Source organism: Streptomyces sp. NPDC001700 (genome assembly GCF_053596435.1).
Genome location: NZ_JBSFGE010000010.1, coordinates 129,453 through 151,742, shown reverse-complemented (window position 1 = coordinate 151,742; position 22,290 = coordinate 129,453). Strand labels below are relative to the sequence as shown.

The following is a 22,290-nucleotide window of genomic DNA, read 5'->3' as shown; positions in this document are numbered from 1 at the left end:
AACTCCCAGGCCATCACCCCAGTTGATGTCAATCGCCACACGGAAACTAAGCGGAGACAAAGTGCCGGGCGGAATGCGGCGTCGCGTACGGACTCTTGCCGCGCACCTCCGCCAGGCGGAACTCCCGCTTGATCTTCCGTTCCTCCGGAGTCAACAGGCCTTCCTCGCAGCGCAGGTTCGCGCCACGAAACACGCCGTTCCACCGATCCGGGGCCATCGGCAGGCCCTGCTCGGTCAGCCACAACCACGCTGGCTCCGGCCCCTCCGGCCCCTCCACGAACAGCCACTGCCGCTCACGCCAGTCCAGCCGACTCAGCTCCTGCCCGCCGCCGACGCCATCCGAGTCCACCCACTCGACTCTCGGCTTCAGGCCCCGCGTCGCCTTCGTAACCAGCCGCATCATGGGCAACCGGTCATAGCGCCCCTCCGCCTGAGCGCGCTCCACTGCCCAAGCCCGCTCCGACTCCAGGTAGGCAGCGACCTGGCCGACCGCATCCACCGATGCGTAGAAGACCCGGCTCTCCTTCGCCCGCGTGACCGCCGCGGCGATGCGGCCGTGGCAGTACCGGCCGAAGCGCAGTCGCTGGCTGGGCAGTTCGAACGTGAGCAGGGAACCGCCCTCCTGCCGACGCAGGCCGGAGCTGAGCAGCAGCTGCACGAAACTGGTGTTGCGCAGCTCCGTCCGCGACTCCCACCCCGGTGCCGATGTACCAGCACGGGTATGGCCCGAACTCCCCCAGTACCGCTGAAACCGCGCGGACGCATGCGCTGACCCGCACGTTCACCGAAGGCGAGCTGTCACCGAACACTTGATCATTTATGGTCGACACCTAGCGTTGCTGCTGATCATTCCGCTGGCGGTGGCGATGACCGGTGCCCACAGCGCCGGAGCCGCCTGCAGAAGATGAGGCGAGCGGTGAGGTTGAAACCTCGGCGGTTGCGAAGCAGGTGCGCTGGCCGCCTCCGCGCGGGTCAGCCGTGACCACACACCGGGAGACCTCCGCGATCCCTTCACCGGCCTCACCCACCACTGACGACCAGGCCCCGGGACCACGGCTTGTGGTGCCTACCCGTTCCTGGCCGAGGGCGGCCTCGGCGCGCAAGGCATCTACGTCGTCCGGGATGTGCACGCGGAAGCCGCGTTCTGTCACGACCCGTTCTGGCTCTACGGGCGTCTCGAGGTGTTCACCAACCCAACATCCCGCTTGCCGGGGTGATCGGCATGGGTAAGTCCACCGTGGCCAAGTCCCTCGCGGTACGGGCCGTCGCCTTCGGCTACCGGATCTACCTGCCGTGCGGCCCGAAGAGCGAGTGGACCGTCGTTGACCGGGAACTGGGCGGTCAGACCATCGCGGTGGGTCCCGGCCTGCCAGGGCGTCTCAACCCTCTCTAAGCCCCCGCGCGGCGGAACAGGGTCAGCGAGGAGGACTGGCGCAGCGATGTCCGCAAGCGGCACCACTCCGCTGCTCGGCCATATCGCCCACGTCCTCGGCTCACCGGAACAGCTCGACGCCGCACTCGAGCCCTCCGGCCGCCTGGGGCACGCTGCCGAAGACCTTGCCCACGCTCTCCCGCCTCGGGGTGCAGGCGATGACACCGCGCATGTCCTGACGATGACCTGCGCCTCCGCGTGGACGGAATCCGCCCTCGCAGATCCGACCATGCACGCTTAACCAACGGCCACCGGTTCCGCCCAGACGACTCAGGCGAGCCGCCCACACCCGCTCCCATCACCGCGCAGTCACTTCCAGCTGGGCGGCACCGCCACGCCCCATCGATACCCGAGCAGCACCGGCTTTGAGAGGAGGTTTCGGACGCGCTACTGACGCTTTCGGGTCGGGGTGATGTCATGGCGGAGCTGGAGCACGGCCTCGTCGACTCGTTTCGGTCTCGTCCGAAGTGAGGTCCTCGGGAAGAATCACGGGTGTGGCGCTGCGTATCCACTTCACCGCCGAGGACCTGGCCCGTACTCGTCTGGCCTCGGCTCCTCGTCCGTTGCTTGAGCTGGACATCGGGATCCGGCTGCTGCAGGGGAGATCGCATCCTGTGCAATTTGACGCCTGGCGAGATCGTGCGGCCAAGCGTCTCCACCCACGATTCCGGCCTCTGTTCGAGTTGATTCCGCCGGCTGGTGCGGGGGTGGACTTCCTCAGCCTGGTCGGCGAAGGGAGCACGGCCGATCTTGTGGAGCAGTTACGTTCCACTCCGGCAGAGCGTGTACGTAAGGGTCTAGAAGAATGGGCCAGGCAGGGCGATGCGCGACTGTCGCCGGACACGTACCGGGCCAGCCAGAAACCCCTGTTCGCTCAGCAACTTGCTGCTTTGGTTGAAGAGGCTCACGAGCGCTTCATTGCACCGTACTGGCCACAGATCGACCGGCTTGCTCACGCGGACCGGGCCCTTCGTTTGAGGCATCTGAGCGAGCACGGAGTGGAGCGCCTCCTCCGTGAACTCAATCCGCGCAGGATCATGTGGAATCCTCCCGTGCTCCACGTCACCATGGCCTCCGGACGCAATGGCGATGTGCACCTCGACGGCCGCGGATTACTGCTCATACCCACCCTGTTCGGCTCGCACCACCCGGCTCTGTGCGACAGAGCGGAACCACAGCCGTGGCTCACTTTCCCTATCCGCTCAGACCACCGGCTCTCCGAGCTGGCCACCATCACCGCAGCTGCCCTGGCAGAACCGTCCCAGTCTCTGACAGCGCTGCTCGGTCGCACCCGGGCCACCGTGATGAGCGTGATCGCTGACCATCCCGGCAGTACTACTACCCAGCTCGCCGAACATGCCCGCATCTCCCTGGCCAGCGCCAGCGAACACGCCACCGTTCTGCGCAACGCAGGCCTCACAGTTCTCCTCCGCGACGGCAAGAACGCCCGCCACACCACCACACCAGCGGGACTGGCCCTACTCTCCGCCTCCACCAGACACTGACCCGATCCGTACAGGTCAGGGGCGTAGGTGTGGGCTGATCGGTCTCCAAGCGCACAGGATGCGATCTCTCCTGCAACAGCCGGACCCCACGGGCCAGCTCAAGCAACGGAACGAGGGCCAGAAGCCAGACGAGTACGCGCCAGGCCCTCGGCGGTGAAGTGAATACGCAACACCACACTCCTGATTCTTTCCGATGGCCTCACTTCGGACCAGCCCGAAACAAGTCGACGCGCCCACGTCAGCAGCGCGAATCTGAAGTTGCACAAAGGACCCAAGGAGCCTTGTGAAGAGCGCTCTGGGAACTGTCGTGTCAGGTTCGACCAGGTAACTGGGGAATGGCCCTCGGTACAGCAGGACCACCCCGAACTGAAGCCCAAGAGAAGGAGTGACATGAAGATCCGTAATGTGCTGACTGGCATGACTGGGGTCGCGCTCGCGCTCGGTATCGCGACCTCCCCCGCCTACGCCGACGGACAAACCCAACTTGGCCCCAACAACCGGGCCGGGGTCCAGTACCGAAGCTATGGCGACATCTTCGAGATCTGGGACAACGTGCCAAACAAGAAGGCGGTCCACGTGAAGTGGGCCTACAACTCCGCCTTGAACGGCGCAGCAACCCTCCGCGTGCCAACGGACTACAGCACTGGTTACACCTACAACCTGGAGCTCAACGAGGCACGCGGCACGGTCTACTTCAAGGTCTGCGAAGGGACCGACTGCTCTCGCCTGGGCAGCAGCAACATCTGAGAGAACCGCCCACCGGCGAAAGCTGGCCCCGCTCCTGCCATTACCTGCCTCGATGGCCAGTCGCCCTGAAGGGCGGCTGGCCGTCCCACGTTCCCGAACTCGACAGTGCCGTCACGCTCTTCGACATTCACGAGCCAGTTGATCGACAACTGACTCCAGAATCGGTCGACAGTCGCTGTTCCTTGAGATACAGAAAGCCATGGGTGATGTCATCGCGGAGCTGGGATGAATTCGATCTCGATGATGAACCGTCGAGAGTTCTGGCCGGTACTGCAGAAGTTTGAGGCGGATACGGGTGAGGGCTGCGAGACGCTGTACGAGACCTACGGCGACCGCGGGCCGCTCGCTGAGAACTTCGACGCCGCCGTCCGCTGGGTCGAATGGGCGCTGGCCACCGCCCGAACCGCTTGCCCCTCCCACCTCGAGCGCTCCGCCGAGCCGCTGCCCCACGAGGAGTTCGTCTGGGACGGCTCCTTCCACTGGGGCGAGTGGTGCGAGCCCAATCCCCGCGCCGCCGACGGTTCACCGATCGACGCGCGCAAGCAGAATCGCGCCGCCTGATGCAAGGCCGACAAGGGCGAGGTGGGCACCGCCTTCCTGCGCCGCTCCACCGCCGTACTCGCCGCCACCGCTCGCGCGCTGGGGCGCGCCAAGGAGGCCACTGCTAGGAGGAGTTGAGCGAGCGCGTCAAAGACGCCTGGGCACCGGGTTCCTGGCCACCGCCGACCTGCTGCCGGTCCTCGCCGACACCGGGCACGCCGATGTCGCCTACGAGGTGCTGCCGCAGCGCACCCCGCCTTCCTGGCTCGCCATGCTCGACCGGGGCGCCACGACCATCTGGGAGGACTGGGACGGCGTCGACGAGCACGGCACAGCGCACGAGTCGCGGGCTGCGGCAGGCGGAGTCCTCGGTGGCCTGGGAGTCCTTCGTCGTCATGCCGGTCCCGCACCCGTCGGTGGGCTGGGCGAGGGGACGTTCCGACGCGCCATCCTGACTCCGCCTACGCGGGATCGATGTGGCACTTCCTGGCCGTTCATTAGGCAAGTGCGTTGTCGGGCAACGAGGTGTCGGCTGCTTTCGGCCGTGGGACTGGTGGGCTCGTATGTTGAGGTGTCGCATATTCCTCGTGCCGATGTGGGCGCTAGGGGGGACGGCACCCGACTGGTGCTGACCTCTCCCGAGCCCGGATCACTTGCGAAGTCGAGAACGGTACTCGCCCGGGGCCGTGCCTCGGGCATGTCTGAAGGCACGGCTGAAAGCGTGCGGAGAGCCGTATCCGACCGCGCCGGAGATCGACTCGACCGGCTCATCGGTATCGCGGAGCCGGACGGACGCCAGGTCGATGCGCCACTGCGTCACGTACGCGCCCGGCGTCTGTCCGAGGGCGGACCGGAAACGCCTGGACAGCGTCGCCCGGGAGACGCTCGTCGCAGCGGCCAGGGTCTCCGTGGTCCAGGGGTGTCCCGGTTGGGCGTGGACACATGCCAGAGCGTCGCGCACGACCGGATCACGCATCGCTCCCAGCCATGAGCCGGACTGCTCCTGCGGGTGGCGGGCCAGCCAGGCGCGTACGAACTGGACGAGCAGAAGGTCGACGATGCTGTTGATGGCGGCGGTGGTGCCGATCTGCGGTTGTGCGAGCTCAGCAGCGAGAAGTTCGACGGTCCTTCTGAGCTGCGCGTTCTCCCGGGCTGTGACGTGCATCGGCCGAGCGAGAGAGGTAAGCACCGGTGTGCGCACCTCCGGGTCCTGCTCATAGTGCAGGACGATCACTTCCGTCTGCACCGGCGCCGAGCCCAGCCGCAGGGCCCGGCCATCGCCAAAAGCCCGGGCCGCCGCCTCACGGTCGCAGGAACCCATCGTCACGCTGGCGCCGCCGGCTATCCCGTGTGCGGTGCCCGGCGATACCAGGACGGCGTCTCCTGCCTGCACCTCCACGGGTTTCCCGCCTGGGACGTGGAGCCACATAGTGCCGCGGGACACCACGTGCAGTGCCGCTCCTGGATAGGAGTCCAGCCACAGGCCCCAGGTTCCTCCGGCCTTCAGCATGACCCCGAGCGCCCCACGCGCACCCGAAACACGCAAGACCTCCGCCAGCACATCCATGGGTCCATTCTCGTCCACCGCCGCGAACCGCCCACCGACGGCCGACGACGCATGTGTCCTCGTCCACAGCTTCAGGCCACGTCAAGAACGACCTTTCCGTGCACCTTCCGCGCGAACAGTGCCTGGACGGCGTCGTCCACGCCCTGCCAGTCGCCTCGCAGTCCGACCGGTGCCGAGAGCCTCCCGGCGGCCATGAGGCCCAGCAGGTCCGTCAGCTCCCCGCTGGTCGGCGTCATGTCGCCGTAGGTGGCGATGCTGCGGGGCTCACCGAAGCCGAACAAGGCCCCTGACGGGAACGTGGTGTCCTGCCCCGAGGAGTAACCGACCAGGTGGATGGTGCCGCCCTCGGCGAGGGAACTCCACGCCTGGGCCACCAGCGGCCCACCGACCGTGTCCAGGACGAGGTCGAACCGGCACTCGGCCTCGGCCAGGTCGGCCAGGTCGGTCAGGACCTTGCCGGCCCCGAGTTCGCGGAGCCCGGCGGCCCGCTCCGGCGAACCCACGAGTGCCGTCACCCGGGCACCCGCCAGCGCCGCCAGCTGGACGGCGAAGTGTCCCACGCCCCCGCTGGCGCCGGTGATCAGAACGTCGCGCGCCAGCAGGGAACGCTTGCGCAGCACCCGGAATGCGGTGACTCCGGCGATCCCCAGCGCAGCGGCGTCGGCCAAGTCCACGCCCTCGGGGACGGTGCCGAGCGAGGCGGGGCTGACTGCCACCCGCTCCGCCCACGCGTGGGGAGCCATTCCCAGCGCGACGCGCGTACCTTCGGGCGGCCCCGAGCCGTCGGATGCGGCGCGCACCACGACGCCGGCCGCGTCGTGACCGTGCACAGCGCCGGCCGGCCACTGGTGCACGTAGTTCAGCTCTCCGAAGTTGAGACCGATGTGCCGTATCTCCACCAACGCCTCACCGGCGGACGGCACGGGCTCATCGACATCGGCGAACCGGACGGGGCCGGCCTCACTGTGATCGACCACAAGGGCGCGCATGGGTGTGTTTCCTTCTCTCGTGGATGCGCCTGAACACTCGGCGCGGCAGCAGATCGAGTGCGCACATGCCGCACTGCCGCCTTCTTGGAACCCTTTCGCAGGACCGGGACAGCGACCAGACCAGTGAGAATCAATCAGTTGACGATCTGTGTCAGTGCGACTCGCGGCGCGTCGAGCCCTGCACCCGTCCGGTGGATGCCGCTGTGACGGGCAGACATACCCGGCAACGTGATGGTCTTGAGGCGTCAGCGCTCCCGCTTCCGTCGGGCGGCGGGGTCGCGCTGGGCGACGTGCCGGGCGACCGCGTCGACGCCGGGGCGGGCATACCGCTCCAGGGAGGGGACGGAGGCGTGGCGGGAGCGGGCCAGGAGCATCGGGGTGGAGGTGCCGCCCCACGTGGGCAGCCGCGCGTTTGGCCAGCGCCTCCGGCAGCGCCGGATCGTCGATGACCGCGATGGGGACGGCAGGGGAGCACAATCACCGATTCCGCCCCCATGAATCCGGGCAGTCTTCAAGCCCACCTGCGGGAGATCGGCATGGGGGCGGCGCTATCTGCCCTGCGATAGATGGAGTTGATCACGGGCGCAGTGGCTCGGAACCGTCTGGCTGGTCGGGGACGCGGTCGAAGCCCTTGCCGCGGAAGCCGTGGACCAGGAGCTCACCTGTCTCTGCGTCGGTATCGCGGCATCCCCGGCGGATGTTGAGGACCTCGCCGGGGCGCATGCCGGAGAGGTAGCAGACCGCCGTGAACAGTGCGGCAGACACAGCGGTCGGCGGCTACGCCGTGCAGTTGGCCAAGCAGGCCGGCGCCTTCGTGATCACCACGGCCGGTCCGCGCAGCAGCGGGCGCGTCACGGCCGAGGGTGCGGACGAGGTCATCGACCACACGACCGCCGACGTCGTCGCGGCGGTGAGCGAGCCGGTCGACGTCGTGCTCAACCTCGCGCCGCCGAGTTGGCCTCGACCTACCGAAGCGAGTTCCTGTAGCTCGGCTGGCGCGTTGACCACAAACGTCCGCCGTCATCGGACTTCGCCTCGCGCCACGCCTTTGCGTCCGAAGCCATGAGGTGGCTTCGGACGCCCTTTCTTCGGGACGGGCCCGGTCAGATGGCGCTGGCCCGCTGTGTCGCCCCGCCCTGAGGTGAGGTCAACGGACGTCGAACGAGTGGATTTGGTAGCCGTTGGCAGAGCAGGCGATCAGCCGGGGGTAGGTGGGCGCGGTGGTGCCAGCGGGGTGAATGCACTTGTTGTGGGCCACGTTGCGCAGCTGGTACCGACTGGGCTTGCTGGAGTCCACCATGGTGAGGGTCTGCTCCTCCCACCGGGGATCGCATGGACGCTGCTGGAGGGCTTCCGTGTCGCCGCCGCCCACAGCGGTGACGCACATGTCGCTGTTCAGATTGCGCAGCAGGAAAGTGTCGCGGGTGACCGGATCTCTGTCAGCCGTCGGCGTCCTCTTCGGCGAGACCGGCGGCGGCCGGGTCGCGCAGGGGCCGCAGGAGCTACCGCCAGGGAGCAGGCCAACGAAGATCGCAGGCAGGTCGTCCCACCCGAACCGCAGCCCGCATCACCGGACTTGGCTGGTCAGGCGCTGACGGTGCGAAGGAAGTGGTCGGCGTCCTCGGGTTCGGCCAGCCGTCCCACCTCCAGCCAGGAGCCGTCGGCGAAGCGCAGCCGGAACGTGGCGAATCCGCGCGGCTGGCCCGCCTCGCCTTCGACGTGGGCCTGGTCGAGGGGGAACTCCGCGACGGTCCGGAAGTCGTCGGCCTTGGTGGGCGACAGTCGACGGCGAGGAGACGTGGCGATACAGACGCGATCGCGCCCCAGCATGACCAGGCGTTTGGGGTTGGGCGAATGCCCGTACCAGTGCAGCAGCAGCTGACCTGCGGTCAGGTTCCAGTCTGTCGATCAGCATCATCGGGATGACGACGAAGAAGCTCGCACCAGACCAGGGCCACCGGCTCCTCGCCCAGGATCTTCCGGGCCCGCCGATGTACCGCGCGCTTCGCCATGCGGAAGATCGTAGAACAAGGCCTGCCGTCCCGGTATGTCGGCCGGTTCACACAGGTGCATGCTCGGCGGAAGGCGGGGTAGGCACGGCCATATCAGCTCGAATTCACAGGTTTGGTCGGGTCCCGCATGGGGGCCGACCGTTGGAGGAACGTAGTGCCGACCATGGGGAGAACGTAGTGTCGACGGCCACCGGAGCGGAGGACCCTGCTGATCGCATGGCACGCCTGGAGCGGGCGGGGTCGCAGGCCCCTGCCCACCGGGGGGCGTCGTGAGGACGGCTGGAGACCTCATCGCGCCTCAGCACCCCGCGCACCGTGACGGCGACCGGCCGGGCTGGTTCACGCGCCTGGCGGAACACGCTTCGAACTTCACCAGCTCCCCCGGCTTCTTCGGCGTGTGCCTCGTTCTGGTCGCCGGTGCGATCACCGCGCATGCCCTGAAGCTGCCCACGCCGTGGCTGCTGATGGTGGGCGAGGCGATGTCCGCTGTGTCGCTGCTGCTTCTGGCACTGCTGAAGAACTCCGAACGGCGCGCGGAACACGCCATCCAGCGCAAGCTCGACGCCATCGCCGCCGCGCTGCTGGAGAACCAGCGGCACGAACCGGGAGCGGCGAGCGAGGAACTCCGCCAGGCCATCAACGTGGACAAGCAGAACTGACCACGCGCGGGATGGCCACCGCACCTGGAGTGGCGCCAGGGGCTGGTTCGACGGCCTGGCGCCACTCCTGCCGTCCGCCTGACGGCCCGGCTCAGACGCCGGAGGAGACCTCAGCCTTTTCGTCGGACCCCGTGTCCTTCCCCTCGGCCGCCGCCAGCCTGCGGTTGCGCTGGACCGAGGAGACGAAGGACCAGGCGATCAGGACGACGCCGACGAGGCCCGTGATGACCTCGTGGATCTCGTACTGGATGGTGACGAGCAGGATCACGGCGAGGGCGCCGATCGCGTAGTGCGCGCCGTGCTCCAGGTAGGCGTAGTCGTCGAGGGTGCCCTGGCGGACCAGGTAGACCGTGAGCGAACGGACGTACATCGCGCCGATGGCGAGGCCGAGTGCCATCAGGACGATGTCGTTGGTGATCGCGAAGGCGCCGATGACACCGTCGAAGGAGAAGGACGCGTCCAGGACCTCCAGGTAGAGGAACATGAAGAACGCGGCCTTGCCCGCCATCACGACCGCCGGGACCTGCTTGCCGCTCTTCTTGGCCTCTTCCTCGGCCTCGTGCTCGCGCTCCTCCTCTTCCTCGAGCTTGTTCTCGAAGTAGCCGGAGAGGCCGCCGACGATCATGTAGGTGATCAAGCCCGCGATACCGGCGATCAGGACGGTCTCCGCCTTGTCCACATGGATGCCGCCGTGCTGGTGGGCGTTGGTGGCGAAGGTCATCGCGGTGACGAGCAGCACGATGAGCGCGATGCAGGCGGAGAGCATGTCGACCTTGCCGAGCTTGGCGAGCGGACGCTCCAGCCAGCCGAGCCACTTGATCTCCCGGTCCTCGAAGATGAAGTCAAGGAAGATCATCAACAGGAACATGCCACCGAAGGCGGCGATCGACGGGTGGGCGTCGGTCACCAGCTGCTGGTACTTCTCCTTGTCGTCGAGCGCGAGCCGCACCGCTTCGATCGGACCGATCTGGGCGCTGACGGCGACGATCACGACCGGGAAGACCAGGCGCATGCCGAAGACCGCGATCAGGATGCCGATGGTGAGGAAGATCTTCTGCCAGAAGGCGTTCATCTTCTTCAGGATCCCGGCGTTGACCACGGCGTTGTCGAAGGACACCGAGATCTCGAGGATGGACAGGATCGCCACGATCCCGAAGCCGGTCCACCCCCCGTAGAACACCGCCGCCACCAAGCCGAGCGCGGTGACCGCGAACGACCAGCCGAACGTTTTCAGAAGCACTGGCTACCCAATCGTTTTGTACGGGGCTCCCCCGCGCCGTACCTGGTTTTTACGAAACATTGACCCCGAAGTCTAGCCTCCCCACAGCCCCGTTGGGTTCGTCGGGCCCGCCGTCCGCGGGCGGCGGCCACGCCTTGACCGAGTGGTGGGTGTACGACGGCACGCTGGGCGCGCCGAAGGCGGCGCAGCTGCGCGGCTCGTGTGCCTGCGGCTGGACGAGAAGACCGCCCGTTCCCGTCTGCTCCACTACAGCCTCAGAAGCTGATCATGCGGTGTCCGCGGGCGGTATCCATGTACTCGCGGACCCGGTGGATGAGGCCGTCCCGGAGTTCGAAGACGAGGCAGTAGTCGTTGGCGTAGTGGTTGCCGTCGGCCAGAGTCGCCGCCATGGTTTCCTCCACGATCACCCGATCTCCGTCGACGTGGAAGCCGTGGAAGGTGACCGCGACGTCGCGCACGAACAGCCGGGGGAAGTCGTCGGCGAGGAAGCGTGTGATCGCGCGCTTGCCGACCATGTGGCTCGGGGCGTCCAGGGCGATCGCGGTGGCGTTTCCCGGCGGAGCGAGCCATTCGGCGTCCTCGGTGAAGACCGCGGATATCTGATCGGCGTCATGAGTGGCGAACGCCTGCCATGCGGCCTCGACGATGGTGCGACTGTCCTGTGACATGCCGCGACAGTAGGCGGGGCGGCGGGGGCAGGGCTGGCGGGTTTCCGTCATCATCGCCGACCCACCCACCAGTTGGCCACGGCCACGCCACGGTCCACCTTGCGGCAGGTGCAGGCAACGGTCGCCGGCCGGTCCGCGTCTCTATCCGAGTCGGAGTGATGCGCGATGTGGCAGGTGTGGGTGGCAACGCCTTCGGAGAGGACGATCCCATGGTTCGGTTCAGCAGACGCGGCGCCCTGACGGGCCTGGCGGCGCTGGGTGCTACGGCGGTGATGGGCGGCACGGCGCGAGCACGCGCGCCCCACGGCCCACACGTTCCCGCGTTGGACATCGTCACCGGAGAGGACGGCTTCTCGGCTCCCTCAGCGACCCGCGCGGGCGCCGTCGCCTTCCGGTTACGGACTACCAGCCACCGGACGGGCGCCGTTGGCCTCGCCCGGCTGCGGCGCGGCGTGAGCGAGGCGGAGTTCCGTACCCGGTTGCGGAGCGTTTTCGCGACCGAGGGCCGGGAGAACATCGAGGCGGCCAAGGCCCTGATGGCCGCCGCCGAGCTGTACGGGGGCGGCTTCACCCACGTCGGCACGGACACCGGCTTCACCATCGGGCTGGAGCCCGGCCGCTATCTGATCCTGGAATTCCTGGACTTCGAGGGCGACCGGGGCCGCGACCCCGCGCCGGGGCAGGAGTACGTCCGCACGCTCACGGTCCGCCCACCGCGCGACCAGGCCCCGGCCGCCGCCCCCGCGGCCACCCTCACGGCCTGGGAGGCCCCCGGCCTGGGACCCCGCTTCGACCTGAGCGGCCAACTCAGGCCCGGCAGCCCCCTCCGGTACGTCAACCGCATGCGAGGCCAGGTCAACGAACTGGTCCTCTACCCCATCGCCGACGACACCGTCACCGAGGACGACATCCAGGCGTTCTTCGACCACACCGCGCCCCCGCCCTTCGACATCACCCGCTGGCTGGGCACCCCGCCGCTCTCCCCGGGCCGGGCAGCCACCCTCGCCCCGCCGCTCTCCCCCGGCCGGTACGCCGCCGTCACCTGGGTCACCAGCATCCACGACGCCAAGCCCCTGGCCGCCCACGGCCAGCACCGCATCCTCACCGTGTCCTAGCCCGCATCGCCGAACGCCCCTGACCTGCGGCTTAGCAAGAATCTTCCGGACTGTGGCGGCTAGGAGAGAGATTCTGCCTCGCCGGAGGCCGTTCCGGGGTAAGAACGCAAACACATTCGGGCCGATTCCGCCTAGCCTCCCTCTCAGAGCAAGGAATGAGAGGGATCGAACCATGGAACTGACGACGCTGGCGGCCTTTTTGGCAGTGGATCTGCTGCTGGTGTTCACCCCGGGGGCCGACTGGGCCTACGCGATCTCGGCCGGTCTGCGGGACCGGTCGGTCGTTCCGGCGGTCGCCGGGCTGATCGCCGGGTACGTCGGGTACACGCTGCTCGCCGTCGCGGGGCTGGTGGTGATCGTGGCGAGTTCGGCGACCGTGCTCACCGCGCTGACCGTCGCCGGGGCCGGGTATCTGGTGTGGCTGGGCTGCGGTGTGCTGCGGCAGCCCGCCACGCTGACGGCCTCCGACGAGGCCATGGGGTCCTCCCGCTTGCAGATCATGCTCAAGGGGGTCGGGATCAGCGGCCTGAACCCCAAGGCGCTGCTGCTCTACTTCTCGCTGTTCCCGCAGTTCATCGACCCCGCCCACGGCTGGCCGGTCGCCGCGCAGACCGGTCTGCTCGGCACGCTCCACATGACGGCCTGCGCGCTGGTGTACCTCGGCGTCGGTGTGCTCGCCCGTACGGTCCTGAAGACGCGGCCGGGGGCGGCCCGGGCGGTGACCCGCGTCTCCGGGGCGATGATGATCGCCATCGGGGTGTTCCTGCTGGTGGAACGGATCGTCGGCTGGTGAGCCCCCGTCACCCGGGCGGCAGCGGCGGGGGCGCCTGGGCCAGGCCCGTCTGGTAGGCGATGACGACCAGTTGGGCACGGTCGCGGGCGCCCAGCTTCGTCATCGCGCGGTGGACGTGGGTGCGCACGGTCAGCGGGCTGACCGTGAGGATCTCGGCGATCTCGGTGTTGGATTTGCCCTCGGCGGCCAGGCCCATCACCTCGCGTTCGCGGACCGTGAGTTCCGACAGGCGCTGCGGGGGCGCGAGGTGGGTGTCGGGGGCGGGGGACATGAGGAAGTTCGTGATGAGGGTGCGGGTCGCGGCGGGTGACAGCAGCGCCTCGCCGGAGGCCACCGTACGCAGACCTGCCAGCAGGGTGTCGGCGGTGACGTCCTTGCCGAGGAAGCCGCTGGCGCCGCCGCGCAGCGCCTGGGCGACGTAGTCCTCGGTCTCGAACGTCGTCAGGATGAGCACGCGGGTGGCGGCCAGTTCCGGGTCGGCGCAGATCGCGGAGGTGGCGGCGAGACCGTCGGTGCCCGGCATCCGGATGTCCATGAGGACGATGTCGGGGTGGTGGGCGCGGGTCAGCTCCAGCGCCTCCGCGCCGTCCGAGGCCTCGCCGACCACCGTCATGTCCGCGCAGGAGTCGATCAGGATCCGGAAGGTGGCCCGCAGCAAGGCCTGGTCGTCGGCGAGCAGCACCTTGATGGTCATGACTCTTCTCCTCCTGAGGGAACATCGGTGGCGGCCGTGGCCGGTTCGGGTGCCGAGGGCTGGAGCGGCAGCGCGGTGGTGACCTCGAAGCCGCCTTCCGGGCGGGGTCCGGCGCGGAGTTCGCCGCCGATGGTGTGGGCGCGTTCGCGCATGCCCATGAGGCCGAAGCCCCGGCCCCGTACGGCCTCCAAGCAATCGTTGGCACCCGTGGCGCCGGAGGTGTCCGGGCCGTCGTTGCTGACCGTGATCAGCAGGCGCGAACCGGCGTAGGCGAGGCGTACGTGGGCGGAGTCCGCGGCGGCGTGCTTGGTGACGTTGGTGAGCGCCTCCTGCACGATCCGGAACGCGGTCAGGTCCACCCCGGGCGAGAGCGGGCGCGGCTCCCCTGTCGTGGTGACCGTGACGGCGAGTCCCGCGGACGCGCACGCCGAGACCAGTTCGGGCAGGCGGGCGAGGCCGGGGGACGGCTCCAGCGCTCCGGTGGCCGGGTCGTCGTTCTGGCGCAGCAGTCCCAGCGTGGCCTTCAGCTCGCGCAGCGCGGAGGACGTGGTGCCGGTCAGGTCGGTGAGGATCTGCTGCGTCTGCCGCGGGTTGCTGAGTACGAGGTGGGCTGCCGTACCGGCCTGCGCGTTGGCCAGGGCCAGGTGGTGGGCGACGACGTCGTGCAGCTCGCGGGCGATGCGCATGCGCTCCTCGGTGACGCGCAGCCGTGCCTCCTCCTCCCGGGTGTGCTCGGCGTGTTCGGCGCGGGCCTGCACCGAGGCCAGGTAGGCGCGCCGCAGCCGGGTCATGGTGCCCGCGGCGAGCGGCAGCAGCAGCCAGAAGAAGGGGCCGACCGTCCTGAGCACCACGGAGAGGCTGTCCATGGAGTCGGAGGCCACGGACGCGGCCATCAGCGCCACCATGGTGGTGAAGCCGAAGACGCGGGTGGTCCTGCGGTCGGAGAGCGTGGCCAGCCAGTAGAGCGCCGCCATGACCGGGCCCAGCAGCAGCGGGGTGAGCAGATACCCCAGCGCGATCACGACCACCGTGCAGACCCCGGTCACGACGACGGCGGTGCGCGGGTGGGTGCGGTACTTGAGCAGGGCGAGGCAGGACACGCCCATCAGGACGAGGGCGGCCCTGCCCTGGTCGGGCGGGTCGGCGCCGGGCAGCGTGAGATCGCTGCCGAGGGTCGCGCACCCCATCAGGGCCAGGACGACCGCCACGTCGACGATGCGGGGGTGGCGGTCGGCGTACTGCTCGAAACGGTCCGTATAACGCTCAAGGCTGGTGCTCATCGGGTTCTCCGGTCGGTGCTCTGGGACCATCGTGGCCCGTTCCCCGCGCGGACGGCTGCCGGGGCCGCCCGTGTCGTGCGCCACGGGCGGCCCCGGCGGGGGTGGGTCGGGCGGCCGTATCAGACGCGGGCCGCTTCCCGGCCGGGTGTCTCGGCCGCTTCCGGGACAGCAGTCTGGTCCACTGCCGGGCGGCGGCTGAGCGCCTCGCCCTCCACATCGACGTTGGGCAGCAGCCGGTCCAGCCACTTCGGCAGCCACCAGGCCTTGTCGCCGAGCAGGGCGAGTACGGCGGGCACGATCGCCATCCGTACGACGAAGGCGTCGAACAGGACGGCGGCGGCGAGTCCGAACCCGATCATCTTGATCATGGAGTCGCTCTCGCCGACGAACCCGGCGAACACCGCGATCATGATCAGCGCGGCGGCCACCACCACCCGGGCGCTGTGTCGGAAGCCGGACGTGACCGCCTGGCCGGGCCGCTCACCGTGGACGTACGCCTCCCGCATCCGCGAGACGAGGAACACCTCGTAGTCCATGGCCAGGCCGAAGACGATGCCCACCAGGAAGATCGGCATCAGGCTCATGATCGGGCCGGTCTGTTCCACGCCGAGGAGTTCGGCGCCGTGGCCCTGCTGGAAGACCAGGACGACCACGCCGAGGGAGGCCAGCACCGACAGCAGGAAGCCGACGGCCGCCTTCAGCGGGACCAGCAGGGACCGGAAGACCACCAGCAGGAGCACGATCGCGAGGCCCACCACGACGACCAGGTAGGGGATCAGCGCGGACTGCACCTTGTCGGAGATGTCGATGTTCAGCGCGGTGGTGCCGGTGACCTCGAAGGTCGCCCCGGTCCTGGCCTCGGCCGCGGGCCGCTCGTCCCGGATGGTCGTGACCAGGTCCTTGGTCTTCTCGTCGGTCGGCGCCGTGGACGGTACGACCTGGAAGACGGCCGTGTCACCGGCTTCGTTGAAGCGGGCCGGGGAGACGGAGACGACGCCCTCGGTGCCGCCGATCTCCTTCGCGACCATCGCGGCGGCGGACTTCGGGTCGCCGTCCCCCTTCGCATCTACGACGACCGTCAGCGGCCCGTTGAAGCCCGGCCCGAACCCCTCGGCGAGCGCGTCGTAGGCCCGCCGCTCGGTGGTGGAGGTCGACTTCGCCTCGTCACCCGGCATGCCGAGCTGCAGGTTCGTCATCGGCACCGCGAGGGCCCCGAGGCCCACCACGCCGAGCAGCAGCACGGGCAGCGGACGCCGCAGCACGAACCGCGCCCAGCGGGTGCCGCCGTTGTTCTCGGTGCTCTCCTCGATACGGCCGCTCTTGCGGGCCCGGCGCCGGAGCACGGCGTTCGGCCAGAAGCCGAGGAACGCCGGGACCAGCGTCAGCGCGATCAGTACGGCCACCACGACCGCGCCCGCCGCGGCCAGGCCCATCTTGGTGAGCATCGGGATGCCGACCACCGCGAGTCCGGCCAGCGCGATGACGACGGTGAGCCCGGCGAACACGACCGCGGAACCGGCCGTGCCGACCGCCAGACCGACCGCCTCCTGCGGTGCGTGGCCCTTGGCGCGCTCCTCACGGTAGCGGGAGACGACGAACAGGGCGTAGTCGATGCCGACCGCGAGGCCCAGCATCATCGCCAGGGTGCCGGTCGTCGTGGACAGGCCCAGCGCCTCGGACAGGGTCAGGATGGTGGCCATGCTGACGCCGACGCCGATGATCGCGGTCAGCAGCGGCAGTCCGGCGGCGGCCAGCGAGCCGAAGGTGACGAGCAGTACGACGGCGGCTATCGCGACGCCGACCACCTCGGCCACACCGCCGGGCCCGCCACCCTCGTTCATCGCGCTTCCGCCCGCCTCGACGGTCAGCCCGGAGTCCCGGGCCGTGTCGATGGCCCGCTCCAGCCGCGTCGTGCTGGCGTCGGTGAGGTCGGCTGCGGCGACCTTGTAGGTGACGGACGCGTACGCCGTCGTGCCGTCCTTGCTGACGGCCTTCGCCCGGAACGGGTCGACGGCGCTCGCGACCTGGGGGCCGTCGGCCAGGTCGGCCACGGCCTTCTCGACGGTCCGCTTGTTCTCGGTGGCGGTGACCTTCTCACCGCCCGGCGCGACGAACACGACCCTGGCTGTCGCGCCGTCTGCGGTGACGCCGGGGAAGCGCTGTTCCATGAGGTCGAACGCCTTCTGGGCCTCGATGCCCGGCATGGAGAACTCCTCGTCGGAGGCCCCCGGAGCCTTGAGGGCGCCCAGCCCGACAGCGGCCAGGACGGCCGCCCAGACCAGGGCGACGTACCAGCGTCGCCGGAAGGCCAGACGGCCCACTTGGTAAAGGAATGTAGCCACGGCAGGAGGTCTCCACATCTGGTGCCGACTGTCCGCCCAGACTCCCCGGGAGCGGGCCGTCCTGTCGTCGTGCGCCTGCCGACACTTCCCGCTACTGAGAACGCAGTACGACTGGGCCGGGCGGATCCATCGCTGGTACGACAGACCGGCACTGCCGCGAGGGCGACGGCTACGACGGCGTGTGCAGGATCCGGAAGCGTTCGGGGTGCGCCGGATCCCGGTCGACGACCTGGAGGGGCGCCCCCGCCCATTGCCACACGCTGATGCCCGGCGTGCGGGAGAACCGGATCTGCCCGCGAGTGCCTTCGACCGCCACGCGCGACCAGGATTCGGCGGTGCGCGCCCGGTCCGCGCCGTACGAGCGCAGCACATCGGCGAGGACGGCGACCGTGTCGTAGCCCTCGAAGGCGACGAAGGAAGGCGCTTCGCCCAGCCGCGCGCGCAGGGTCCTCTCAACTCGTACGCCGAGGGGGCCAAGGCGCTCGGGCAGGTAGCGCAGGAACGGGATCCCGGCGCCGTCCTCGCCCAGCGACGCCGCCCATTCGGCGAACTCCGGTTGCCCGGCCGGGGCGCCGATCATGACCTCGGCGAGGCGCTGGTCGCGGCGGACGGCCTTGACGATCGGCACGGCCGGTTCCGGGTGGCCGACCAGGAGGAGGAGGGCTGTCGCGCGCTGGCCGACGAGTGCGTCGCACACGGCCTCCGGGGCGAGCATGTCCAGTTCGATGACGGTGCCGCCGCGTGCGGCGAGATAGTCCCGCAGGATGCGGGTCCCGGCTGCCCAGTAGACGCTCGGCTGGGCCGCTATGGCGATGCGGCGGTGGCCCGCGCCGAGGAGGAAGTCCCCGTAGAGCTGCCAGCCACGGGACTGCGGCGGGGAGAGACGCGCGACCCATTCCGTCGGCTGTTCGGTGAGCGCGTCGAGCACCGCCGACGAGCAGAGGTACGGCAGGCCGAGGGCGTCGGCCCTGGTGGCAGCGGCGCGTGCGACGACGCTGTGGTACTCCCCCGCCACGGCGGCCACGCCCAGGCGGGCCAGTTCGTCGATGGCCGCCGTGGCCCTCTGCGGATCGGCCGAGGTGTCCCGGACCACCAGCTCCAGTGGTCTTCCGGCGATCCCGCCGGTGTCGTTGACCTCGGATACGGCCAGTTCGAGTCCGGCGAGCAGGTGGTGGCCCGCCTCGGCCCAGCCAGGGCGGGTCAGCGGAACGAGCGCGCCGATCCGGACGGATGTCCCGTCGGTCCGCTCGGCCTCAAGGGGTGCTGGTGGCGTCGTCATGCGGCAGTAGATCCAGCGCCATCGCCGCCAGGCAACCGATTATCTGTCCGCTCAGTGGCGGACCGGCGGCGGGGCAGCAGCAGCGGAGTCGCCAGCAGGAGCACGCCCGCCAGGCCGATGGCGGTACGCGGGCCGAGCAGGCTGCCCAGCATGCCCCAGACGGCCGTCAGGAGCGCGGTCGTGGCCTTGATCGTCACCGTCCAGGCGGACAGGGTGCGGGCGACCCGATCGGTCGCGGTGCGTTCGAGGCGGTAGGTGGTGTAGACGGGGTTGAAGACGCCGCAGCAGAAGATGAGCCCGAGCTCGACGCCGATCACCAGCAGCAGCCCTCCGGTGCCCGGCCCCAGGAAGGCCAGGCCGACGGGCCAGAGCGCGCGCAGCGCCCCGGACACGACGAGGACCCGGCGCTGTCCGAACCGGGTGACGAGCGGCCGGGCCAGCCGCGAGCCGATCAGCCCGGCGATCGAGGGCGCGGCGAAGGCGAGGCCGTACTGCCATGGCGCGAACCCGAGGTGGCCGAGCATCAGGACGGCCAGCAGCGGCTGGGTGGCCATCACCAGGGCGTTGAACAGGGCGGTGTTGAAGAACAGCGGCCGCAGCGCCGCGTCGGCGAGGGTGTACCGCCAGCCGTCGAGCAGGTCCCCGGCCCGCAGGCGCGCGGCCTCCTGGCGCTCGGGCGGCGGCTCGTGCCCGCCCATCGCGCGGAGCCCGAGGGCCGAGAGCAGGTAGCTGACCGCGTCGGCCACCACCGTGGCCACCGGGCCGAGGAGCCCGGTCGCCGCGCCGCCCAGCGGCGGGCCGATGATCGTGGTCGTCCAGGCCGTGGACTCGAAGCGGGCGTTGGCGACGAGCAGGTGCTCGGCCGGGAGCAGCGTCTTCAGGTACGCCCCGGAGGCCGCGCGGAAGGTGATGTCGGCCGCCGCGACGACGACCGAGACCAGCAGGAGCTGTACGTACGTGAGGACGCCGAGCGCGAACGCGGCGGGGATCGTCAGCAGCGCCGCGCACCGCACCAGGTCCGTCGCGATCAGCACCGGCCGCTTGCGGCGGAACTCCACCCACGGGCCGAGCGGCACCGCCACGGCCGCGCCCACGGCGGCCCCCACCGAGGCGAGCGCGGCGACCTCGGCCGGTCCTGCGTGCAGCGCCTCGATGGCGATCAGCGGGAACGCGCCGAAGGCGAGCCACGTGCCGAGCGCGCTGGAGGCGTACGCACCCCAGAACCACCCGAACCGCCGCCCCAGCCGCTGTCCACTCCTCATGCCCGACGCCCCTCACCATTCCGCTCCGCACAACCGATCCGCGATCGGAAGAATCAAAGCGAGCGCCGCGACCTGGGATCAAACAACTGCGGAGCCGTCAGCCACAACCGATGGTTGTGGCCATAGGGTGTCGGCGTGGACCTCGACACCGTCCGGACCTTCGTCGCCGCCGCCGACGCGGGGCAGTTCCAGGAGGCCGCCGCCGAGCTGGTGGTCACCCAGCAGGCCGTCTCCAAGCGCATCGCCGCGCTGGAGCGCGACCTCGGCGTGCGGCTGTTCACCCGCACCGCGCGCGGCGCCGGGCTCACCATCGACGGGCAGGCGTTCCTGCCCCACGCGCGCGAGCTGTTGCGCGCCGCCGAGCGCGCGGTCGCCTCCGTACGCCCCGGCAGCCGTCCGCTGCGCGTCGACGTGATCGCCTCGCGCGTCGCGCCCTCGGGCCTGATGCGCGGCTTCCACCGCGCGCACCCCGAGATCGACCTCGACGTGGTGATGCTGTTCGACGTCGAGGCGGCCGTCGCCGCCATCCGGTCCGGCGCGATCGACGCGTCCTTCCGCGCCGTCGCCATGCCCGGCCGCCCCCTGCCCGAGGACATCGAGTCCGTCCGGGTGCTCGACGAACCGCTCCAGCTCCTCACCGGCCCCGGCCACGCCCTGGCGGGCGCCCGGTCGGTGACCGTCGCTCAGCTCGCCGGGCACCGGATCTGGATGCCCGGCATCGTCCCCGGCACCGAGTGGGCCGCCTACTACGACGACCTCGTCGCCGAGTTCGGCCTCACCATCGAGGCGACCGGCCCCAACTTCGGCTCCGACGCGCTCCTCGACACCGTCGCCGACACCCCGGCCCTGGCCACCTTCATGAGCGAGCAGACCCGGCTCGTCTGGCCCTCGGGCCACGGCCTGCGCCGCATCCCGGTGACCGACCCGGTGCCCGTCTACCCGCACTCCCTCCTCTGGCACCGCGACAACCCCCACCCGGCCCTACCCGCCCTCCGCACCCACCTCGCCACCACGACGACCGACCACCACGCCGCCGGTACGTGGGCCCCGGACTGGGTGCTTCCGCGCTGAGCCGCCGCCCTCACTTCGGCGACGGTTCGCAGCAGCCACAGGCGTCGGCCGCAGGGTTCGGCGCGGCCGGGGGCGCGCAACAGCCCTTGCCCTGCCAGGCGTCGCGGCCCTCCCTGACCGCGATGGCGGCGATGACCAGGGCGGCGATGGGGTCGGCCCAGGACCAGCCGAGGGTGGCGTTGAGGACCAGGCCGACGAGGAGGACGGCGGAGAGGTAGGTGCACAGCAGCGTCTGCTTCGAGTCGGCGACCGCGCTGGCGGAGCCGATCTCGCGGCCCGCCGTGCGCTGGGCGGCGGAGAGGAAGGGCATCACGGCCAGGGACAGCGCGGCGATGACGATGCCGGGGGTGGAGCGTTCGGCCTCCCCGGTGCCGGTCAGCGCCCGGACCGCGTCGAGGGCGACGTACGCGGCGAGGGCGAAGAAGGAGACGGCGATGAGCCGCAGGGTCGTCTTCTCCCTCGCCTCGCGCACGGCGTGGTCGCGGGCGGAGAACTGCCAGGCGACCGCGGCGGCGGAGGACACCTCGATGACGGAGTCCAGGCCGAAGCCGATCAGGGCGGTGGAGGAGGCGAGCGTCCCGGCGGTGATCGCGACGACCGCCTCGATGACGTTGTAGGTGATGGTGGCCGCGACCATCAGCCGTATGCGCTTCGCCAGCGCCTCGCGGCGGGCCGGGGACGGGCCAATGCCGATGGATGTCTCCGCGCTCATCTCAGCAGCAGCCCTTCGCCTCCGCGTCCGGACAGGTCTTGTCCGCCGCGACGGCCACCACGGCGGTGCGCAGGTCGTCCAGCGCGTGCCCGAGGCGTTCGTCGGCGAGTTCGTAGCGGATACGACGACCGACCGGCACCGCGACGACCAGCCCGCAGTCGCGCAGACACGTCAGATGGTTCGACAGCCGGGTCCGGGAGATCTCCAGGGCGTCGGCGAGATCGGCGGGGTGCGCCGGAGCCTCGCGCAGGGCGAGCAGGATCCGGCAGCGGATCGGGTCGGCGAGGGCGCGGCCGAACCGCGCCAGCACCTCGATGTCAGCGGCGAGAGTCAGCACACCGACGAGAGTACACGTCATGCTGAATCCAGAACATTATGAATCC

General features: G+C 69.9%; 23 protein-coding genes and 2 pseudogenes. 10 read left to right on the top strand and 15 right to left on the bottom strand.

Annotated elements, in window-relative coordinates:
- Positions 1-46: 46 nt before the first annotated feature.
- The gene (locus ACWC5C_RS20660) at positions 47-658 is read right to left on the bottom strand and encodes a hypothetical protein (RefSeq protein ID WP_450877204.1); all 612 of its coding nucleotides are present in this window, start codon (positions 656-658) and stop codon (positions 47-49) included.
- 394 nt (positions 659-1,052) lie between these two features.
- Between ACWC5C_RS20660 and ACWC5C_RS20655 the strand changes: the two are divergent.
- The 5 genes and pseudogenes from ACWC5C_RS20655 to ACWC5C_RS20635 all read left to right on the top strand — a co-directional run.
- Positions 1,053-1,658, top strand: a pseudogene (locus ACWC5C_RS20655) (ATP-binding protein); the annotation flags it as partial.
- Between the two features lie 268 nt (positions 1,659-1,926).
- Entirely contained in the window at positions 1,927-2,937 is a 1,011-nt protein-coding gene (locus ACWC5C_RS20650; RefSeq protein ID WP_450877202.1) for a winged helix-turn-helix domain-containing protein, read from the top strand.
- A gap of 390 nt (positions 2,938-3,327) precedes the next feature.
- A complete protein-coding gene (locus ACWC5C_RS20645) occupies positions 3,328-3,684 on the top strand; it encodes a hypothetical protein (RefSeq protein WP_450877200.1) in 357 nt (118 codons plus the stop codon).
- 225 nt (positions 3,685-3,909) lie between these two features.
- Positions 3,910-4,245 carry a hypothetical protein gene (locus tag ACWC5C_RS20640; protein WP_450877198.1) on the top strand — a complete coding sequence of 112 codons (336 nt, stop codon included), beginning with the start codon at positions 3,910-3,912 and terminating at the stop codon, positions 4,243-4,245.
- A pseudogene (locus tag ACWC5C_RS20635) lies at positions 4,187-4,492 on the top strand (alpha-L-rhamnosidase-related protein); the annotation flags it as partial. The gene ACWC5C_RS20640 and the pseudogene ACWC5C_RS20635, both read left to right, overlap by 59 nt.
- 381 nt (positions 4,493-4,873) lie before the next feature.
- On the opposite strand, the gene ACWC5C_RS20630 reads toward ACWC5C_RS20635, so the two are convergent.
- From ACWC5C_RS20630 to ACWC5C_RS20620, 3 genes are all read right to left on the bottom strand, one after another.
- A complete protein-coding gene (locus ACWC5C_RS20630) occupies positions 4,874-5,791 on the bottom strand; it encodes a cupin domain-containing protein (protein WP_450877196.1) in 918 nt (305 codons plus the stop codon).
- Between the two features lie 71 nt (positions 5,792-5,862).
- Entirely contained in the window at positions 5,863-6,780 is a 918-nt protein-coding gene (locus ACWC5C_RS20625; RefSeq protein WP_450877194.1) for a zinc-binding dehydrogenase, read from the bottom strand.
- 245 nt (positions 6,781-7,025) lie between these two features.
- A complete protein-coding gene (locus tag ACWC5C_RS20620; protein WP_450877192.1) occupies positions 7,026-7,154 on the bottom strand; it encodes a PmrA in 129 nt (42 codons plus the stop codon).
- 371 nt (positions 7,155-7,525) lie between these two features.
- On the opposite strand from ACWC5C_RS20620, the gene ACWC5C_RS20615 reads away from it, so the two are divergent.
- A complete protein-coding gene (locus ACWC5C_RS20615; protein ID WP_450877190.1) occupies positions 7,526-7,846 on the top strand; it encodes a hypothetical protein in 321 nt (106 codons plus the stop codon).
- A gap of 81 nt (positions 7,847-7,927) precedes the next feature.
- Here ACWC5C_RS20615 and ACWC5C_RS20610 read toward each other — a convergent pair whose 3' ends face one another.
- Positions 7,928-8,299, bottom strand: a complete 372-nt coding sequence (locus ACWC5C_RS20610; protein WP_450877370.1) for an RICIN domain-containing protein — start codon at positions 8,297-8,299, stop codon at positions 7,928-7,930.
- A 65-nt stretch (positions 8,300-8,364) separates the two neighbouring features.
- A complete protein-coding gene (locus tag ACWC5C_RS20605; RefSeq protein WP_450877188.1) occupies positions 8,365-8,610 on the bottom strand; it encodes a hypothetical protein in 246 nt (81 codons plus the stop codon).
- Positions 8,611-9,061: 451 nt separating this feature from the next.
- Between ACWC5C_RS20605 and ACWC5C_RS20600 the strand changes: the two genes are divergently transcribed.
- Entirely contained in the window at positions 9,062-9,451 is a 390-nt protein-coding gene (locus ACWC5C_RS20600) for a low affinity iron permease family protein (protein ID WP_450877186.1), read from the top strand.
- Positions 9,452-9,542: 91 nt separating this feature from the next.
- Here the strand turns inward: ACWC5C_RS20600 and ACWC5C_RS20595 are convergent, their stop codons facing one another.
- Both ACWC5C_RS20595 and ACWC5C_RS20590 read right to left on the bottom strand, forming a co-directional pair.
- On the bottom strand, positions 9,543-10,691 hold the full coding sequence (locus ACWC5C_RS20595) for a DUF475 domain-containing protein (RefSeq protein WP_450877184.1): 1,149 nt from the start codon (positions 10,689-10,691) through the stop codon (positions 9,543-9,545).
- A gap of 254 nt (positions 10,692-10,945) precedes the next feature.
- The gene (locus ACWC5C_RS20590) at positions 10,946-11,359 is read right to left on the bottom strand and encodes a nuclear transport factor 2 family protein (RefSeq protein ID WP_450877182.1); all 414 of its coding nucleotides are present in this window, start codon (positions 11,357-11,359) and stop codon (positions 10,946-10,948) included.
- A 209-nt stretch (positions 11,360-11,568) separates the two neighbouring features.
- On the opposite strand from ACWC5C_RS20590, the gene ACWC5C_RS20585 reads away from it, so the two are divergent.
- Both ACWC5C_RS20585 and ACWC5C_RS20580 read left to right on the top strand, forming a co-directional pair.
- Positions 11,569-12,474: a hypothetical protein gene (locus ACWC5C_RS20585; RefSeq protein ID WP_450877180.1), complete on the top strand. Its 906-nt coding sequence runs from the start codon at positions 11,569-11,571 to the stop codon at positions 12,472-12,474.
- Positions 12,475-12,646: 172 nt separating this feature from the next.
- On the top strand, positions 12,647-13,267 hold the full coding sequence (locus ACWC5C_RS20580) for a LysE family translocator (RefSeq protein WP_450877178.1): 621 nt from the start codon (positions 12,647-12,649) through the stop codon (positions 13,265-13,267).
- Positions 13,268-13,274: 7 nt separating this feature from the next.
- Here the strand turns inward: ACWC5C_RS20580 and ACWC5C_RS20575 are convergent, their stop codons facing one another.
- The 5 genes from ACWC5C_RS20575 to ACWC5C_RS20555 all read right to left on the bottom strand — a co-directional run bounded on the left by ACWC5C_RS20575 (position 13,275) and on the right by ACWC5C_RS20555 (position 20,124).
- Complete coding sequence (locus ACWC5C_RS20575; protein WP_385436589.1) at positions 13,275-13,961, bottom strand: response regulator transcription factor; 687 nt, start codon at positions 13,959-13,961, stop codon at positions 13,275-13,277.
- On the bottom strand, positions 13,958-15,241 hold the full coding sequence (locus ACWC5C_RS20570) for a sensor histidine kinase (RefSeq protein ID WP_450877175.1): 1,284 nt from the start codon (positions 15,239-15,241) through the stop codon (positions 13,958-13,960). The genes ACWC5C_RS20575 and ACWC5C_RS20570 overlap by 4 nt, the downstream gene beginning before the upstream one ends.
- A gap of 119 nt (positions 15,242-15,360) precedes the next feature.
- Positions 15,361-17,583: an MMPL family transporter gene (locus ACWC5C_RS20565; RefSeq protein WP_450877173.1), complete on the bottom strand. Its 2,223-nt coding sequence runs from the start codon at positions 17,581-17,583 to the stop codon at positions 15,361-15,363.
- 169 nt (positions 17,584-17,752) lie between these two features.
- Complete coding sequence (locus ACWC5C_RS20560; RefSeq protein WP_450877171.1) at positions 17,753-18,862, bottom strand: ABC transporter substrate-binding protein; 1,110 nt, start codon at positions 18,860-18,862, stop codon at positions 17,753-17,755.
- Positions 18,859-20,124: an MFS transporter gene (locus tag ACWC5C_RS20555; RefSeq protein ID WP_450877169.1), complete on the bottom strand. Its 1,266-nt coding sequence runs from the start codon at positions 20,122-20,124 to the stop codon at positions 18,859-18,861. Before ACWC5C_RS20555 ends, ACWC5C_RS20560 begins: the two co-directional genes overlap by 4 nt.
- 135 nt (positions 20,125-20,259) lie before the next feature.
- On the opposite strand from ACWC5C_RS20555, the gene ACWC5C_RS20550 reads away from it, so the two are divergent.
- Entirely contained in the window at positions 20,260-21,195 is a 936-nt protein-coding gene (locus ACWC5C_RS20550) for a LysR family transcriptional regulator (protein WP_450877167.1), read from the top strand.
- 10 nt (positions 21,196-21,205) lie between these two features.
- Here the strand turns inward: ACWC5C_RS20550 and ACWC5C_RS20545 are convergent, their stop codons facing one another.
- Both ACWC5C_RS20545 and ACWC5C_RS20540 read right to left on the bottom strand, forming a co-directional pair.
- Positions 21,206-21,907 (bottom strand): cation transporter, encoded by a 702-nt coding sequence (locus tag ACWC5C_RS20545; RefSeq protein ID WP_450877165.1) that lies wholly within the window; start codon positions 21,905-21,907, stop codon positions 21,206-21,208.
- 1 nt (position 21,908) lies between these two features.
- Positions 21,909-22,244, bottom strand: coding sequence for an ArsR/SmtB family transcription factor (locus ACWC5C_RS20540; RefSeq protein WP_450877368.1), 336 nt, complete (start codon positions 22,242-22,244; stop codon positions 21,909-21,911).
- Positions 22,245-22,290: the final 46 nt, after the last annotated feature.

Bases quoted from the DNA above. Each gene is read 5' to 3' on its own strand.
- ACWC5C_RS20580 (WP_450877178.1), top strand. From the start codon at position 12,647: ATGGAACTGACGACGCTGGCGGCCTTTTTGGCAGTGGATCTGCTGCTG.
- ACWC5C_RS20560 (WP_450877171.1), bottom strand. From the start codon at position 18,862: ATGACGACGCCACCAGCACCCCTTGAGGCCGAGCGGACCGACGGGACA.
- ACWC5C_RS20545 (WP_450877165.1), bottom strand. From the start codon at position 21,907: ATGAGCGCGGAGACATCCATCGGCATTGGCCCGTCCCCGGCCCGCCGC.
- ACWC5C_RS20575 (WP_385436589.1), bottom strand. From the start codon at position 13,961: ATGACCATCAAGGTGCTGCTCGCCGACGACCAGGCCTTGCTGCGGGCC.
- ACWC5C_RS20620 (WP_450877192.1), bottom strand. From the start codon at position 7,154: ATGCTCCTGGCCCGCTCCCGCCACGCCTCCGTCCCCTCCCTGGAGCGG.
- ACWC5C_RS20640 (WP_450877198.1), top strand. From the start codon at position 3,910: ATGAATTCGATCTCGATGATGAACCGTCGAGAGTTCTGGCCGGTACTG.
- ACWC5C_RS20555 (WP_450877169.1), bottom strand. From the start codon at position 20,124: ATGAGGAGTGGACAGCGGCTGGGGCGGCGGTTCGGGTGGTTCTGGGGT.
- ACWC5C_RS20585 (WP_450877180.1), top strand. From the start codon at position 11,569: ATGGTTCGGTTCAGCAGACGCGGCGCCCTGACGGGCCTGGCGGCGCTG.
- ACWC5C_RS20625 (WP_450877194.1), bottom strand. From the start codon at position 6,780: ATGCGCGCCCTTGTGGTCGATCACAGTGAGGCCGGCCCCGTCCGGTTC.
- ACWC5C_RS20570 (WP_450877175.1), bottom strand. From the start codon at position 15,241: ATGAGCACCAGCCTTGAGCGTTATACGGACCGTTTCGAGCAGTACGCC.
- ACWC5C_RS20630 (WP_450877196.1), bottom strand. From the start codon at position 5,791: ATGGATGTGCTGGCGGAGGTCTTGCGTGTTTCGGGTGCGCGTGGGGCG.
- ACWC5C_RS20645 (WP_450877200.1), top strand. From the start codon at position 3,328: ATGAAGATCCGTAATGTGCTGACTGGCATGACTGGGGTCGCGCTCGCG.
- ACWC5C_RS20605 (WP_450877188.1), bottom strand. From the start codon at position 8,610: ATGCTGGGGCGCGATCGCGTCTGTATCGCCACGTCTCCTCGCCGTCGA.
- ACWC5C_RS20590 (WP_450877182.1), bottom strand. From the start codon at position 11,359: ATGTCACAGGACAGTCGCACCATCGTCGAGGCCGCATGGCAGGCGTTC.